Source organism: Candidatus Hydrogenedentota bacterium (assembly GCA_013359265.1).
Taxonomy (GTDB): domain Bacteria; phylum Hydrogenedentota; class Hydrogenedentia; order Hydrogenedentales; family SLHB01; genus JABWCD01.
Map to the genome: position 1 here is coordinate 20,923 of JABWCD010000015.1, position 16,517 is coordinate 37,439.

A 16,517-nucleotide genomic window follows, 5' to 3' on the forward strand; every position below is an offset into this window, starting at 1 on the left:
AACGGCGTTCGAAGCCGAGCCATCGTTGGGCGCGTTAGAAGCTGGAAACTTGGTAACGAGTTAGGTCAAAGCAGAGCTTTTCAAGAGCGCGTTACCAAATGGAAATTTGGTAACGAGTTAATATGAATACTTCTAATTCCGCGAGTAATTTCATATTTCGTCAACCGAACCACCCTCGTTCCCGGATCTCGCCCCCGCTCTCCACCCGCGCAACCCACACCGAAATCTTCTGTCTGCGTCCATCTGCGCCATCTGCGGACAAATAGCCTCCGTGGGTACCTCGTCGCAGTGCAACACGATGGACTATGTAATGAGAGCGCAACACCGCGCGCCGCTTGAAGTGCAGACGCCGCGGGGTTGTCGATAGTATGGGCGGTTTCGGTTCGTATTCGGGTATCGCGTGAATAAGACAAACCATGAAACTTGACGATCCTATTCTGTCGCTTACCGGCGTGGGCGAGAAGCGCGCGGAGGCGTTGGCGCAGCTCGGCATCGGGAGCGTGCGCGACTTGTTATTTCATTTTCCACGGGCATACGAGGATCGGCGCAACATCACGCCCGTTAGTGACGTGCGCGAAGGCGACTCGGTCACAATCCTCGCGGAGGTGGTGAAGTCGAAGGTGGTGCGATTGCGGCGGCGGTTGTCGTTGGCGGAGGCGACGCTGAAGGACGAGACCGGCACGTTGCGCGCGGTTTGGTTCGGGCAGGAGTATCTCGCGAGAGTGTTCAAGCCGGGCGCCCGCGGATTCTTTACCGGCAGCGTTGGAAAGTGGAACGGCCCGGCGCTTCGGAACCCGGACTACGAACTGTTGACCGGCGATGAGGACGATCTCCTGAACACGGGCCGAATTGTGCCGGTGTACCGATTGACCGAAGGCGTGACGCAGCGGATGCTGCGGCGGCTGGTGCGGACAGCGCTTGATGCGTTGACGGAGCCGCTGCCGGAAACCTTGCCGGCGGCAATTCGTGAACGCCATACATTCCCGCTCGCCAATGACGCAATGCGCGTTGTTCATTTTCCCGATGAGCTCGACGCCGCGCGAACGGCGCGGAACCGGTTCGCGTTCGAGGAACTGCTCGGCATACAGCTCGGCGTGCTCTCCGCGCGCGCGCGCCGCTATCACGAACACAAGAAAAACATCCATACCATTGACGGCCCGCACCTGGCCGCATTGCGCAAGAACTTGCCGTTCGCACTGACAAAACCCCAACTACGATCGATCGACGATATCCTAAGCGACATGGCGTCCGCGCGTCCGATGGTGCGATTGCTCCAGGGCGACGTCGGGTGCGGCAAGACAATCGTGGCGCTGCACGCCATCGCAGCCGCGGCGGACGGCGGATACCAAACCGCCGTCATGGCGCCGACGGAAATCCTCGCGGAACAACACGCGATCACACTGCGCGATTACCTCGCGCCGCTCGGCATAGAAATCGCCGTGCTGACGGGTTCGACGGAGAACGCGCGCGGCGTGCGCGACCGCATCGCGGACGGCAGCGCGCAGGTTGTCGCCGGGACGCACGCACTGATCCAGGGCAGCACGCAATTTCACAAATTGGGCCTGGCCATCATCGACGAACAGCATCGCTTCGGCGTAATGCAGCGCAGCACGCTCGCGGAAAAAGGTCTCGAACCGGACATTTTGCAGATGACCGCAACGCCTATCCCGCGCACACTGGCCATTACCGTCTACGGCGGCATGGACATCAGCGTAATAGACGAACTACCGCCGGGCCGCACGCCGGTGAAGACGCGCCGTGTTCCGCCTGCAAAAGTTGCGGACATGTACGACTACGTGCGCAAACAGGCGGCGAAGGGATTGCAGACGTACATCGTTTGCCCGCTGGTCGAGGAATCGAGTGCGCGCGACGCGAAAGCCGTGACGAAACATTTCGACGAACTGGTGGACGGACCGCTGACAGGCTTGCGCGTCGCGTTGATGCACGGGCGGCTCGCGCCGCGCGAAAAGGACGCCGTCATGCACGCGTTCAAACGCGGCGAACTCGACGTGCTGGTCAGCACCAGCGTGATCGAGGTCGGTATCGACTGTCCCAACGCGACAACCATGATTATTGAAGATGCATCACAATTCGGCTTGACACAATTGCACCAACTACGCGGGCGCGTCGGGCGCAGCAGCGAAATATCGCATTGTTTTCTGCTGGGCAAGCCCAAAACGGACGACGGGCGCAAACGCGTCGAGATCATGTGCGCCACGACGAACGGGTTCGAGATCGCGGAAGCCGATCTCGAACTGCGCGGACCGGGCGAGTTTCAGGGCGTGCGGCAATCCGGCATCGGCGATCTCCGCGTTGCCGATCTTGTGCGCGACGCGCGATTGCTCGATGCCGCGCGGCGCGATGCGGAGGATTTGCTGAAGGTAGACCCTGGGTTGCGAATGCCGGACCACGCAGCGTTGGCGAAAGCGGCAGCGCGCTTTGAGGAGGTGAATGCATGACGACAGCGAGGAATCAAAACGCAGACCCCGCGATAAGCACGCGGCATTATCGTATTCGTCGTGCTCGTGCTCGTGCTCGTAATCGTGCTCGTAATCGTGCCCATGCTCATGCTCACGCTCGTGCTCGTGCTCGTGCTCGTGCTCGTAATCGATCTTCTCGTTCCCGGATTTTTTATTCTCGTTCCCAACTTTCCAGTTGGGAACGCACTCTTGAAAAGCTCCGCTTTGATTTCTTGTCTGCGGAATGCCGACGAATCGAGTTCACGATTACGAGCACGAGCACGAGCACGAGCACGAGCACGAAACGAGGTGAGCAAACGACGGGCGCGTTAGTTCGGATAGATCTCGGCGAAGATTTCTGCCATCTGCTCGAGCTGCAACTGCCCGGGCGCGGTACCCTCGCCGTACGCGGCGAACGTAAACAACGATCCGAGCGCGGGAAACAACACGCGCGTCGCAACTCCGATGGGTCCCATGCCGACGACGACCACGCCTTCTTCCGCGTTATCGAGCGTGAAGCGCGTCAGCGCGCGCACGTCGTCTTGCGAATGGCACATGGCCGCGACCTTCGCGATGTCCGCGCCGGCGTCGCGCGCATCACGCGCGATGGCGTTCAGCGCATCGAGCGGCGGGGTCTTCGCGAAGTCGTGGAACGACAGGACGACGGGCTTGCCGTGCGCATGCGCGGCAGAAACAACGTCTGAAACGATGGCCTTGGAGGAGAGCTCGATGTCAACCGCATCCACGTGCGGGAGTATTCGTTTGTATAGATCGAAGCGTATCTCGTCGTTGTCGGCCCAGTTGCCGCCCTCGGCGGCGGAACGGATCGTCGCGAGAACGGGAATGCCTTTGAACTTCGCAATCTCGTCCAGCACGTGGTCCGCGCCGCGATTCGCGAATTGGTCTATCCGCAGTTCGGCGATGTGCATGCCCAGTTCGACGGCGCGTGCGATGGACGCCGGGTCGTTGCCGTCGCGAAAAGGCACGGCAATCCGCGGAGAACCGTCGAGTGCGATTTGGCCGATGTGAATCATGGTTGTACTCATGGCTATGCGCAAGAGCGCATGATAGTGTAGCTGCAACGCTGTGGCGCAAATTTCGATGGCCGCGGCGTTTGACTTGGGAGTTGGAAATAGGCTAAGGTATTGGACTTGGCGGCCCCCGGGTTGGGTTGAACTCTTGCTTCCGCAGGGGCCGAAACACGTGAGTATTGCATAGGGCGAACACTGCCCAAACAAAGGATTTATAAAGGGTTATGGCCAAGTACAGTGGTCCGAGACACAAACTATGCCGCCGGCTGGGCTCGTGCATCTGGGGCAGCCCGAAGTGCCCGTCGTTGCGCCGGCCTTTTGCGCCCGGTCAGCACGGCCAGAGCATGCGCAAGAAATCGTCCGTATACGGGCAGCAGCTCCTGGACAAGCAGAAAATCCGGATGCACTACGGCCTGCTCGAACGGCAGATGCGCCGCACCTTCGAGCGCGCGCAGCGCATGGGCGGCGTCACCGGCACAAACCTGCTGATGCTGCTCGAGTCGCGGTTGGACTGCATCGTGTACCGGCTCGGCTTTGCGAACACGATTCCCGCCGCGCGCCAGTTGGTCGTTCACGGCCACATCCGCGTGGACGGCAAGAAGGTGGACAAGCCGTCGTTTCAGGTGAAGTCGGGCATGGCGGTTTCCGTCCGCGATACGAGCCGGAAGATTCCCGGAATCGTCGCGTGCGTCGAGAACCCGCCCACAGTCATGCCGGAATACCTCGAGCGCGCCGCCAACTCCTTCGAAGGCAAAATGACCGCGACGCCGAACGCGGAGACGATCCCGTTCAAGGCGGACACAGCGGGCGTAATCGGCTTCTACTCGCGCTAACTGAAGCGCTGGTTCTCTTCCATCGGCGGGCCGGAAACGGCCCGCCGATTCTGCTTCCACGGGGTTGCGCGCGCGGGTCGCAATCTCTAGATTAGTGGGCAGGCTGTTCGATGCGGCCCTGCGAGGTCTTGGCACACAATGCGAACCGGATCATTTGCGGCACTTGGAATCTCCGTGGCATTCGCCGGCGCGATGGCGGCAGCCGAGCCGGTGTCGTACGAACGGCATATCCAACCCATCCTCAGCCGCGCGTGCTTCCAATGCCATGGACCGGATGAGTCGGCGCGTAAGGCGAAGTTGCGGTTGGACGTGCGGGACGAAGCGATTGCGGCCCGGGACAACGGCGCGGCGATCGTTCCCGGAAAACCGGACGAGAGCGGGGTCATCCGCCGAATCACGAGCGCCGATCCCGAAGAACGCATGCCGCCGTCCAAGCACGGCGAGGCGCTTCCGGACGAGCACATTGCGCTGATTCGCCAATGGATCGCGGACGGCGCGAAGTGGTCGGCGCATTGGGCGTTCGTGCCGCCGGTTCGTCCGACCGTCCCCGCGACGAACGATCTGGAGTGGCCGTCGAATCCGATCGACAACTTCATCCTCGCCCGGCTTGAAAAGGAGCGAATGCGTCCTTCGTCGGCTGCGGACCGCGAGACGTTGGTGCGCCGACTGTACCTCGACATCACGGGCCTCCCTCCCACGCTCGACGAACTTGCGCAGGCGCGGGCCGACGCGGGCGAGAACTGGTACGGCAATCTTGTCGAAAAGCTGCTGGCCTCGCCGCATTACGGCGAGAAGTGGGCGCGCCATTGGATGGACGCGGCGCAGTACGCCGACTCCGACGGTTTCGAGAAGGACAAGCCTCGGTTCGTGTGGGCGTGGCGCGACTGGGTGATCAATGCGTTCAACGAGAATAAGCCGTACGACGAATTCGTGATCGAGCAAATCGCCGGCGACATGCTGCCGAATGCAACGCAGGACCAGACCGTCGCGACGGGGTTCCTGCGAAATAGCATGATCAACGAGGAAGGCGGCATCGATCCCGAGCAGTTCCGCATGGAAGCGCAGTTCAACCGGATGGACATCATCGGGCGCGCGGTGCTCGGAATAACGGTGCAATGCGGACAATGCCACTCGCACAAGTACGATCCGCTGACACAGACCGAGTATTACCGGATGATGTCGTTCCTGAACAACGAGCACGAGGCGTGCGTGACCGTGCTGTCGCCCGGGGAACGGCAGGAGCGCGAATCGATTCTCGCGCAGGTGCGTGACATCGAGGACAGCGCGAAGGCCACGCTCCCCGATTGGCGTGAGCGCATGGCCGCGTGGGAAGCGCAGGTGAAGGCGCTGCCGCAGCCCGCGTGGGAACCCATCGCGCTCGAGTTCGACGACACAACGGCGGGCGGGCAGAAGTGCATCGAGCAGGGCGACCGTTCGTACCTCGCGCAGGGCTACGCGCCGACGCAGTTCCAGCCCAAGATGTTCGGCAAGACGACGCTGTCGCGGATCACCGCGGTGCGGCTCGAGTTGTTGCCCGATCCCAACCTGCCGCGCGGCGGTCCGGGCCGGTCGATCTATGGTGCGGCCGCGCTGTCCGAGATGGAAGTGCGCATTGCGCCGGAAGGGACTCCCATCGCCGATTGGGACAAGTGGACGAAGGTCGATATTGGTTCGGCAATCGCGGACGTGAACCCGCCCCAACGAATGCTCGGCACGGAATTTCCGAAACGCGACAAAGAAAACCGCATTACCGGCCCTATCGAACTCGCGATTGACGGCAAGGCAGAGACCGCGTGGACCACGGACATCGATCCGTTCCACCGCAACGAACCGCACTACGCGATCTTTACGCTCGCGAAACCGCTCGAGGTGCCGCCCGGCCACGCGATCGCGTTTCGACCGGCCCAACAGCACGGCGGATGGAACAGCGACGACAACCAGAACAACAATCTTGGCCGGTTCCGCTTTTCGGTAACCGACAGTGACGCGCTTCCGAACCAGATTCTGCCTGCGCGGGTCGAGGCCGCGTTGGCGGCGAACCATCGCAGCGGGCAGCAGGAACGGGTGTTGTTCGCGCAGTGGCGCGCGACAGCGCCGGAACTTGCGGACGCGAACGTGCGCATTCAGTCGCTGCTGCGGTCCGCGCCGGGCGGAACGACGCAGTTGGTGTTCGGGGAGCGCGAAACGCCGCGCGCAACGCACCGGCTCGAACGCGGCGACTTCCTGAAACCCGCGGAAGCCGTCGAACCGGGCGTGCCGGCGTTTCTGAATGCGTTGCACGTGGAGGGGAAACCGGACCGGCTGGATTTTGCGAAGTGGCTCGTGGCGCGCGATTCGCCGACCGCGGCGCGATCGTTCGTGAACCGCGTATGGCAGCAGTATTTCGGTCAGGGCATCGTCGCGACGAGTTCCGATCTCGGGACGCAGGGAGACATGCCGACGCATCCCGAATTGTTGGATTGGCTGGCGGTCGAGTTTATGGAATCGGGATGGGACGTGAAGCGGCTGCATCGTTTGATCGTTTCGTCCGCAACGTATAAGCAATCGTCGAAGGTCACGCCCGGCGGCTACGAGCGCGACCCGTACAACAAGTTGCTGGCGCGCGGGGCGCGGTACCGGCTCGAAGGCGAGACGGTGCGCGATGCCGCGCTTACCGCGAGCGGCCTGTTGAACCCGAGGGTTGGCGGGCCCAGCGTGTATCCGCCCGCGCCGGAGTATCTATTTCAACCGCCGGCGAGTTATGGGCCGAAGACCTGGAACATCGATACGGGCGAGGGGCAATACCGCCGCGCGCTGTATACGTTCCGGTTCCGGAGCGTGCCGTATCCCGCGTTGCAGGTGTTCGACACGCCCGTGGGCGACGCGCCGTGCACGCGGCGCGTGCGCAGCAATACGCCGTTACAGGCGTTGACGACGCTGAACGAACCACTGTACGTCGCGTGTGCGCGGGGATTGGCGACCGAGACCTTGGCGCACGGCGGTACAACGACACAATCGCGTATCGCGTATGCGTTCCAACGGTGCGTCTCGCGGGAGCCGGGCGCGGACGAAGCCGCGGCGATCGAAACGTTTCTGAGCAAGCAGCAGGCGCGCATCGCCGCGGGCGAGTTGTCGCCGGGCGCGATTCTCGCTGCGGACGATGCAAACAGGGACGTCGACGCGGAACTCGCGGCGTGGACGCTTGCCGCGCGCGTGATTCTGAATTTGGACGAAGCGATTACGCGGCAGTGAAGTAAATACGAAGCGGAGCTTCTCAAGATTGCGTTACCAACTGGAAAGTTGGTAACGAGTTAGAAGCGATTACGCGGCAGTAGGCCGAAAGGACACTTAGCTATGCCGATGTGCAACCACAATCAATACGTGGGACAACACGGCCCGACGATCGCGCGGCGTTGGTTCCTGCAACAGTGTGGCGTGGGCCTCGGCGCGGCGGCGTTGGGACAACTGCTCGGCGGCGCTGCTTCCGCGGCGCAGACGATTCAGGCGCCGCATTTCCCGGCCCGTGCGAAGCACGTCATCTACCTGTTCATGGCGGGCGCGCCGAGCCACCTCGAACTGCTCGACTACAAACCCGAGCTCGCGAAATTTGACGGCACACTGCCGCCCGCGGAATTGTTGAAGAACTACCGCGCCGCGTTCATCGATCCGAATTCGCGGCTGCTGGGACCGCGCTTCAATTTCGCGCAGCACGGTCAGAGCGGCGCATGGGTGTCGGAACTGCTGCCGCACCTTGCCGGCATTGTGGACGACATCACGATCGTGAAGAGCATGACGACGGACGCGTTCAATCACGCGCCCGGCCAAGTGCTGATGAGCACGGGATCGCAGCAGTTCGGGCGGCCCAGCATGGGTTCGTGGGTGAGTTACGGGCTCGGCAGCGAAAACAAAGACTTGCCGGCGTTCATCGTGTTCAGCTCGGGATCGAAGGGCCCCAGCGGCGGATCGGCCGTGTGGAGCAGCGGCTTCCTGCCGACGGTCCACGACGGGGTGCTGTTCCGCACGACAGGCGATCCGGTGCTGTATTTATCGAATCCGCCGGGCATCGACGACGCGGCGCAGCGCGACACGCTCGATGTCGTGAGCGAATTGAACAGGAAACAACTCGAAACGATCGGCGATCCCGAGATTGCGACGCGCATTAATTCGTTCGAACTTGCGTTTCGCATGCAGGCGAGCGCGCCGGACCTGATGGACATCTCGAACGAACCGGCGCACATCCTCGAAATGTATGGCGCGAAACCGGACGAACCGTCGTTCGCGAAGAACTGTGTGCTTGCACGGCGGCTGATCGAGCGCGGGGTGCGCTTCGTGCAACTCTTCCACGAGGCATGGGACCAGCACGGTAATCTGCGCAACGACCTCAAGAAGAACTGCAAGGACACGGACCAGGCGTGCGCGGCGCTGGTGAAAGACTTGAAGGCGCGCGGGTTACTCGATGAGACGATCGTGATCTGGGGCGGCGAATTCGGCCGCACGCCGATGGTGCAGGGCGACGGCGACGACGGGCGCGACCACCATCCGAACGCGTTTTCGATGTGGTTCGCCGGCGGCGGATTCAAACCCGGAACGGTCTACGGGGAGAGCGACGACATGGGATTCAACGTTGCGAAAGACAGGATGCACGTGCGCGACCTGCACGCAACGTTGCTGCACCAACTCGGGTTCGATCACGAAAAGTTTACGTACCGGTTCCAAGGGCTCGATGCGCGGCTGACCGGCGTCGAGCCCGCGCGCATCGCGCGCGAGATTATCGCCTAGGGCGCGGGCGCGGCGTCGGCGGGCGGTTGCGCGATTTCCTGTGACGTCGCGGGCTGTGTCTCCTGCGCCGGCTGTTGCGCTGCTTCGGCCGGCGGCGGCGCAGTTTCCGCAGCGGTGGGCGCGGCGTCTGACGACGCGGGCGCCGTCTCGGATGGCGAGGGCGAGGTGTCCGCCGCCGGCGGTTCTTCCTTAGGCGATTCCTCGACGATGACGGCAGTTTTGATGCCGTCAAGGTCGGGGAAGTTCGCGTTCAGATACTCGTTGCCTTCTCTGCGAACGCGCCTCTGCTCGGGGGTTTCGCCGTAGGAGGAATTGATCTTCTTGACGACGTCCATTCCCTCGACAACCCTGCCGAACGGCGTAAAGGACTGCCCATCGAGTTCCGCCGAATTATCTTTCAAATTGATGAAGATCTGGGTCGAGCGCGCATTGGTTACGTTCGCCGGTTTCGCGAACACGACTGTACCCTCGGTATTGCTGATGTTTTTCGGATCGTCGGGAATTCGGCTCACGAGCCACGAGCCGTGCAATTTGGGGTCGGCGGGCAAACCGAACTGCGCGATGAAGTTTGGCACAACGCGGAAGAATTTTGCGTCGTTGTAGAATCCATTCTTTACGAGGGTATAGAAGCGGTCCGCGCCGTTGGGCGCCCATGCGCGGTTGCACTCGACCACGATAGTGCCCATGGAGCAATCGAACCTTACCTTGAACGCATCCGGAGCGGTCTCGGAGGCGAGCGTCTTGGCCGGGTCATCCGCCGCCTGGCGCTCCGCGCGTTTACGCGCTTCCACCGCCGCCGCGTCCTCGATCGTTTCCACGAAGACGGCCTGCTTGATCGTGTCCAGTCCGGGGAATTGTTGGTCAAGGAATACATTGCCCATTCCCATGATGCGGTCCTGGAGATTCGTTATCGCGTCGCCGTATTTGGAGTTGAACGACTTCACGGCGTCCATTCCATAGACGACCTTGCCGACGGGCGCGAACCCGCGATGGTCGAGTTGGCCCGAATTGTCGCCGAGGTTAATGAACACCTGCGTCGATCGCGTGTTCGGCATTCCGCCCGCGGCAAATGTGAACGTACCTTCGGCGTTCTTCTGCTTCACGGGATCGTCGGGGATGTTGCTGTCCATCCACTTGACCGATTCGTTTGGATCGCCGGGGATGCCGAACTGCACGACGAACCCGTCAACGACGCGGAAGACACGCATGTCGGTGAAGAACTTCTTCATGACGAGTTCGTAAAGGCGGTCCGCGCCGTTTGGCGCCCATTCGCGCGTGACCTCGACGGCGAAGGGTCCCTTGGTCGTCTTGAAGAGCACGGTGAACTTCTCGGGCGTATTCGCTGGCATGGACTCATTCGGGATCACCGTAATCACCGGTGGAAGGTCCGCGTCCTTCGCGGCGGCTGCCGGCTCCGCGGGCGCAGCTTGTTGCTCGTTGCTTTCGGCCGCGGGACGGACTGGAGGGGCCTCGGTGGGTGTCGATTCGGTTGACGGCGTATCGAGTTCGTCAGACTGCGCCGCCGTGTCGCTGTCGATCGCTTCGACGCGCTTTTGCGCTTCGGCAATTTCCGCTATGTCCGCGGCGGTCAGGCGGTTGGCCCGAAACCAATACACACCGGCGACCGCGCCAAGCCCTATCGCAACAACCAATACTACGGCCAACCTATTCATGACGAACTACAGCCTCCTCGATACGCCTTCGCAACTACCCTTCCAGTTCGCCCAGGGGGAACGAACCAAGCACCCTCAATTCCTTGCACTGTTTCGCGACCTCGTCGAGCGCGCCCTTCAACGCAGGGTCCTCGCAGTGTCCCAACATGTCGATGAAGAACACGTATTCCCACGCGCGTTTGCGCGAGGGACGCGACTCGATGCGCGTCAAGTTGACGCCGGCTTTTGCCAGCGGCGTGAGCAATTCGTACAGCGCGCCGGGATGGTCCATGATCGCGCAGAGAATCGCGGTCTTGTCCTTTCCCGTTGGACGCGCCAGGTGCCGCCCGACGACAAAGAAGCGTGTGAAGTTATTCGGGCTGTCTTCGATGCCCTTCACGACGATGCCGATGTTGTACGTTTCGGCGGCGAGTTCGCTGGCGATTGCGGCCGCGCCCGGTTCAGACGCGGCGATGCGCGCGGCTTCGGCGGTACTGGGAGTTTCGACAAGTTCGGCGTTCGGCAGGTTCGCTTTCAACCAGCCGCGGCATTGCGCAAAGGGCTGGGCCTTCGAGTACACCTTCGTGATAGCGTCGAGCGGCCCGTTGGACAACAGGTTTTGCTGAATGTGCAGCATGACTTCGTTAACGATGGTGAGGTCGGACGAGATGAAACGATCGAGCGTGTCGCTCAACCCACCGCCCATGGAGGTTTCGACGGGCACGAGCCCGTAGTCGACGCGTTTGCGCTCGACTTCCGTGAACACGTCGTCGACGGTTGCGACAGGATGATACGCGCCGTGCGAGCCGAAGACCTTCAGCGCCGCGATGTGGCTGAACGTGTCGCGCGGGCCGAGGAACGCGACGTCGACGGGCTTTTCCAGCGCGCGCACGGCGCTGATGATTTCGCGGTAGATTGCCTTGATAGCGGGATCGGGCAGCGGCCCCGGGTTCTTCTCGCGGACGGAGTCGTAGATAGACTTTTCGCGCTCGGGGACGTAGTACTGCTGGTTGTTCGATCGTTTGATTTCGGCGATCTCGATCGCGCACTTCGCGCGCGCGTTCAGGCATTCGAGTATTTTTGCGTCGAGCGCGTCGATCCGCTCCCGCAATTCTTCAAGCGTCACTTTTTCTTGTCTCCGTCGAGCACCTTGAGCGGGGCGGCGGCCACCATGAAATCGCGCGAACGCCCGCTCTCGAACCGAATCCGCGCGCGCAGTCTCGCGCCGGAGCCGGAAGTATACATGACCGTGCCCTTGCCAAACTGGGCGTGCCAGACCCGCGTGCCGAGCTTGAGCCCGCCCGGCGCCGCGGGCGCAGCGGACGCAGGCATCGATCCGGAATTCTGCCGTGGCTGCTCGCCACCGATGAACGTAAGCTGATCGCGGGGAATTTCCGCGACAAACCGCGAGGTTTCCCGCCCGCCGAACCCGTCCCCAAATACGACGCGGGACTTTGCCGCGCACAGGGTCAGGCTGACACGCGCCCGGGTCATTGCAACGTAGCAGAGCCGGCGCTCTTCCTCGATGTCTTCTTCGGATTCGAGCGCACTGGCGTGCGGAAGCAGACCCTCTTCCAACCCTACCAAGTAGACGTGATCGAACTCAAGGCCCTTCGCGCTGTGGCAAGTCATAAGCGTGACCGCGGGAAGGCTTGCGTCCCACGAATCGACATCGGACACAAGCGACAATTCCTGCAGGAAGGCGAGCAACCCGCCGCCGCCTTTCGCGTCGAATTGCGCGCAGGCGGCGCGGAATTCGTCCACCATTTCGAGGCGCGTCCGGTAGTCCTTTTCATCGGCCTGTTGCAGGTATTCGCGGTACTTGGTTCGCAACAGGAGCAAATCGAGAAGGACAGACGTTGACGCGGACTTGGCTTCGATCGTCAGGTCGTCGATGAGGTGAACGAACTCGGCGATAGACTGGCGGGCGCGCGGCGTAATGGACTGGTCGAGTTCGGTCTCGCGCAGCACCTCGATCAGCGATTGCCCGCGGGACGCGGCGTACTGTTCGACAAGTTCCTGTGTGGTAGCGCCGATGCCGCGCGCGGGAACGTTCAACACGCGGCGCAACGAGACGTCGTCCGCGGGATTGACAAGCAGGCGAAGATACGAGAGAACGTCTTTGATTTCCTTGCGGCCATAGAACTTCACGCCGCCCACGACGATGTACGCGAGGCCTTTGCGGCGCATCGCCTCTTCCACAAGCCGGACTTGGCCGTTCGTACGGAACAGCACCGCTACCTGCGCGGGCGACAGTTTCTTCTCGACCACGTCGTTGGCGACAAACTGCGCCTCGGCTTCGGCGTCGGCGGCCTCGTAAAACCGGACGGGGTCTCCACCTTCGTTCGCGGTCCAGAGCGTCTTGCCGAGCCGGGACATGTTGTTCCGCACGACGGCGTTCGCGGCCTTGAGTATGGGCGCGGTGCTGCGGTAATTCTGTTCAAGGCGGAATGTGCGGGAGTCTTGAAAGTCCTTTTCGAAATCGAGGATGTTGCGGATGCTCGCCCCGCGCCAGGAATAGATGCTTTGGTCTTCGTCACCGACGACGAAGATGTTGCCGTGAACGCTCGACAGGTGGCGCGCAAGAAGATACTGGGCGCGGTTGGTGTCCTGGTACTCGTCGATGAGCACGTACCGGTAGCGTTCCGCGTATTTGTGCCGCACGTCCGTGTGTTGATCGAACAATTGCGCGGTGAGGACCAGCAGGTCGTCAAAGTCGACGGCACTGGCGCACCTGAGGGCGTCGTGGTAGCGGGTCCAAAGCAGACGTAGCGCGTTTTCGCCGGGGTTGGCGGCGGCGGCGAGATCGGGCGTCGCGATGTCCTGCTTGTGCCGGCTGATCCACGAAAGCGCGTCGCGCGGCGAGATGGACGCGGCCTGTGTGCCGAGATCGCGGATGAGCTTCTTCATAAGCGACAGTTGGTCAGCGTCGTCGAAGATAGTGAACTGCTTCGAGCGATTCAGGCGGTCGATCTCGCGGCGGAGTATGTAGAGCCCGAAACTGTGGAAGGTCCCCAGCCAGGCGCCGACCTTCTCCACGCCGAGCCGGGAGGCGACGCGGTTGCGCATCTCTTCGGCGGCCTTGTTCGTGAAGGTCAGCGCGAGAATGCTCCGCGCATCGACCCCCTTTTCGGCGACGAGATGCGCAATGCGTTCGACGATGACACGGGTCTTCCCGGACCCGGCGCCGGCCAGGACGAGGGCTGGGCCATCGCCGCGTAGGACGGCATCTTGTTGGGCTGTATTGAGGGCGATCATGGGTGTCAATTTTCGTAATTTGCGCAGCCTGGGGAGCAAAAAGTGTACGGAGATAAACGCCGATTTTCAAGCTGTCATTTGACGGTCTCTAGATCGCATGGTATCATCCCGTTGGAGCCGTTCGAGATAACGGGAGAGGTGCCTCATGAAAACGGTGCGCGCTGCGGGGTTTACGCTAATCGAACTGCTGACGGTCATCGCCATCATTTCCATCCTGGCCGGTCTCACGGCGGTGGTGCTGCCCGGGGTGCTGGAACGAGCAAAAATTACCGATGCTGTCGCCGACATGCGAGCGATTTCAACCTCGCTTCACGGGTATTTTACCGAAGAGGGAACCTACCCCCCAGGCTACGGGTACCAGCTTTTTTCGCAGCAAAGCGCGGCCCCGGCGACCTACAATCACCATCCTTACACTTTCGAGGCGGGCATTGACGTGGCCATTGACGCATATAATAGTTCCGGCGACGCCTATGATCGTTTCAGTCAGAACTACGACACGAACGAAGACGGCACGTTGCAGATGCTGGAGTTCATCCCGCTGGGCGACACGGGGTTCCTGAACATTGCGCCGAACGCGGATCCGTACCCCGGGGGCAGCTTGTTGACTGCGTTCCCGTCGATGACGGGGAGCAAGCGCCCGTATGTCTACGTCCCGTACTACAAGAAGGACGTGGAGCGGATGCACCGCCTCGGCGGTGGCGCATGGAATGGCGCGGCCTGGAATCCGGCGTTTGTCGGTGACCAGACCCTGTTCCCGCCGCCGCAATATGACGCGTTTGTTCTCTTGAGCGTCGGGCCGCTGAACAACACGCGAGGCATCATCAGCCCACCGAACGAAAGCGCATGGCTGACGAGCACAGGCGAGACGATGCCGCAGAGGGCGTACTACGTGTTGGGCATGCGCGCGGCGTATCTGGCCACGCGTGACGCCGGCAACGACAACATTCTCGATTTCGACTATCGCGCGCGCCTGCGGGAAGGCCAGGCCAAGGCGCATCCCGATATGCCGGACCTGCAGAACAAAGGCATTGCGGCGCCGCTCATCTGGAAGTCAGAGTAACGGGCACAAGAGGGTTTATCGCGCGGCGGCGTTGTCCTCGATGACAACGGCGCCGCGCGATTCGTTTTTGATACGCGCTTCGCCGCGGATAAGGTTGTCGGTGATAACGGCGCGCTGGACGTCTTCCTTCAACCAGACCTGCGGTTTGTCCTCGCGGAATTCGCAACCGCGCACGAGCAGTGAGCCGCCCAACGCTTCAATCGAATTGACGACCTGGCCCTTGTGACCCCATTGCACGAACGTGCAGTCGCTGAACCCCACGGTCCCCCTTCCGTCGATAACCGCGTTGCGGTTGCACGGCCCCCAGAACGCGCAATTGACGAAGCGCACGGCGCCGGTGTGCGATTTCTCGACGCGCACCATCGTCGGGTCGGGGCCATTGAACGAAACGAATTCGCCGTTGGTGATGAGGATACCGAAGGGCGCGCTGTTCTCGACGACGACGGCGGTCTGGCAGTTGTCCGCGCCGATGCCGAGGAAATTGCCGTTGGTGACGCCGCTCTTGGTTTCGGTGAAGTGGTAGCCGATGTGGTAGCCGAAGCAGAACGTGTTGAGTACGTAATGCCAATCCGTGCGGCCGAACTGAAACGCGACGCCGTGGTCCATTTGCCAGTTGTAGACCGGCGTGTTGATGGACCACCACGGGTTCCAGTGGACGTTTTCGATGCGGCCAATGTCGTAGATATCGTTTACGTACACGCCGATGTGAATAGGTTGGCCGTGTATGTTGCGTATAAGCGCGCGCTGGTTCTGGCCGGCGTCGATCCCGTTGTAGGGGTTGAGCAACTCGCAGTCGATCACGGCGGGATTGTTGCCGCGCATTGCGATTGTGTATGGATACTTCACCGGCTCCGGTGTGTCTTCCTTCTGATCGGGATAAAAGACACAAAGGCCTTGTACGACCGAATTGGTTTGAAGCGTAATGAAGGCGGGCGACGCGTCGTTTCCGGCGTCGCCGCGCACGAGCAGCACCGAGCCATACTCTGGCTTTTCATCCGACTTGTCGCGAATGCCGGCGTGGGACGGCGCGTAGTCGAATGTGCCGCGCAGGGTTACTTCCTTTGGAACGATGAGCCTGCCGGTGAAACTGTAGCGGCCTTCGGGCACGCACACTTCGTTTAGTTTCCGGCCCGCGGCTTCGTCAAGCGCCTTCTGAAACGCGGCGGTGTTGTCGCTCGTGGCGTCTGCGATTGCGCCGAAATCGCGAACGTTCAGAGATCCGGCCGGTTTCTCGCCTGCGGCGAGTGCGTTTGCGGCAAGCATCACGTTAAACAGAAATGCGATCAATATCGAGGGTGGGGTTAGCCACAGTCCGAGGCGTGGTTCGGAGTGAGTAAGGCGATTACGATTACGAGTACGATTACGAGTACGATTACGAGCACGAGCACGAGCTCGAGCACGAGCACAAGCACAAGCACAAATAGTAACTGTTATCAGGTAGTTCGTGGAACTGGCTGAGCGTTTCG

10 protein-coding genes are annotated in these 16,517 nt (G+C 61.7%); 5 read left to right on the forward strand and 5 right to left on the reverse strand.

Annotated elements, in window-relative coordinates; translation table 11 throughout:
• Positions 1–416 precede the first annotated feature (416 nt).
• Positions 417–2,459: an ATP-dependent DNA helicase RecG gene (gene recG / locus HUU46_14305; GenBank protein NUM54814.1), complete on the forward strand. Its 2,043-nt coding sequence runs from the start codon at positions 417–419 to the stop codon at positions 2,457–2,459.
• A gap of 329 nt (positions 2,460–2,788) precedes the next feature.
• On the opposite strand, the gene aroD is transcribed toward recG, so the two are convergent.
• Complete coding sequence (gene aroD, locus HUU46_14310) at positions 2,789–3,493, reverse strand: type I 3-dehydroquinate dehydratase (protein NUM54815.1); 705 nt, start codon at positions 3,491–3,493, stop codon at positions 2,789–2,791.
• A gap of 221 nt (positions 3,494–3,714) precedes the next feature.
• Here aroD and rpsD point away from each other — a divergent pair, with 221 nt between their 5' ends.
• The 3 genes from rpsD (at position 3,715) to HUU46_14325 (ending at position 9,081) form a co-directional block, all read left to right on the forward strand.
• Positions 3,715–4,323, forward strand: coding sequence for a 30S ribosomal protein S4 (gene rpsD, locus HUU46_14315; protein ID NUM54816.1), 609 nt, complete (start codon positions 3,715–3,717; stop codon positions 4,321–4,323).
• 138 nt (positions 4,324–4,461) lie between these two features.
• A complete protein-coding gene (locus HUU46_14320) occupies positions 4,462–7,554 on the forward strand; it encodes a DUF1553 domain-containing protein (protein NUM54817.1) in 3,093 nt (1,030 codons plus the stop codon).
• 108 nt (positions 7,555–7,662) lie between these two features.
• The gene (locus tag HUU46_14325) at positions 7,663–9,081 is read left to right on the forward strand and encodes a DUF1501 domain-containing protein (GenBank protein ID NUM54818.1); all 1,419 of its coding nucleotides are present in this window, start codon (positions 7,663–7,665) and stop codon (positions 9,079–9,081) included.
• Here the strand turns inward: HUU46_14325 and HUU46_14330 are convergent.
• From HUU46_14330 to HUU46_14340, 3 genes are read right to left on the reverse strand one after another with little or no spacing between them, the layout of a single operon-like run.
• Entirely contained in the window at positions 9,078–10,754 is a 1,677-nt protein-coding gene (locus tag HUU46_14330) for a peptidylprolyl isomerase (protein ID NUM54819.1), read from the reverse strand. The genes HUU46_14325 and HUU46_14330 overlap by 4 nt on opposite strands.
• Before the next feature lie 34 nt (positions 10,755–10,788).
• Positions 10,789–11,859, reverse strand: coding sequence for a prephenate dehydratase (gene pheA / locus HUU46_14335; GenBank protein NUM54820.1), 1,071 nt, complete (start codon positions 11,857–11,859; stop codon positions 10,789–10,791).
• Positions 11,856–13,991, reverse strand: a complete 2,136-nt coding sequence (locus HUU46_14340) for a UvrD-helicase domain-containing protein (GenBank protein ID NUM54821.1) — start codon at positions 13,989–13,991, stop codon at positions 11,856–11,858. The genes pheA and HUU46_14340 overlap by 4 nt, the downstream gene beginning before the upstream one ends.
• 145 nt (positions 13,992–14,136) lie before the next feature.
• Here HUU46_14340 and HUU46_14345 point away from each other — a divergent pair, with 145 nt between their 5' ends.
• Positions 14,137–15,051, forward strand: a complete 915-nt coding sequence (locus HUU46_14345; GenBank protein ID NUM54822.1) for a type II secretion system protein — start codon at positions 14,137–14,139, stop codon at positions 15,049–15,051.
• A 15-nt stretch (positions 15,052–15,066) separates the two neighbouring features.
• Here HUU46_14345 and HUU46_14350 read toward each other — a convergent pair whose 3' ends face one another.
• Positions 15,067–16,338 carry a hypothetical protein gene (locus HUU46_14350; protein ID NUM54823.1) on the reverse strand — a complete coding sequence of 424 codons (1,272 nt, stop codon included), beginning with the start codon at positions 16,336–16,338 and terminating at the stop codon, positions 15,067–15,069.
• Positions 16,339–16,517 lie beyond the last annotated feature (179 nt).

Excerpts from the sequence above, each read along its gene's own strand:
- recG (NUM54814.1), top strand. The coding sequence starts at position 417 with ATGAAACTTGACGATCCTATTCTGTCGCTTACCGGCGTGGGCGAGAAG.
- aroD (NUM54815.1), bottom strand. The coding sequence starts at position 3,493 with ATGATTCACATCGGCCAAATCGCACTCGACGGTTCTCCGCGGATTGCC.
- rpsD (NUM54816.1), top strand. The coding sequence starts at position 3,715 with ATGGCCAAGTACAGTGGTCCGAGACACAAACTATGCCGCCGGCTGGGC.
- HUU46_14320 (NUM54817.1), top strand. The coding sequence starts at position 4,462 with ATGCGAACCGGATCATTTGCGGCACTTGGAATCTCCGTGGCATTCGCC.
- HUU46_14325 (NUM54818.1), top strand. The coding sequence starts at position 7,663 with ATGTGCAACCACAATCAATACGTGGGACAACACGGCCCGACGATCGCG.
- HUU46_14330 (NUM54819.1), bottom strand. The coding sequence starts at position 10,754 with ATGAATAGGTTGGCCGTAGTATTGGTTGTTGCGATAGGGCTTGGCGCG.
- HUU46_14340 (NUM54821.1), bottom strand. The coding sequence starts at position 13,991 with ATGATCGCCCTCAATACAGCCCAACAAGATGCCGTCCTACGCGGCGAT.
- HUU46_14345 (NUM54822.1), top strand. The coding sequence starts at position 14,137 with ATGAAAACGGTGCGCGCTGCGGGGTTTACGCTAATCGAACTGCTGACG.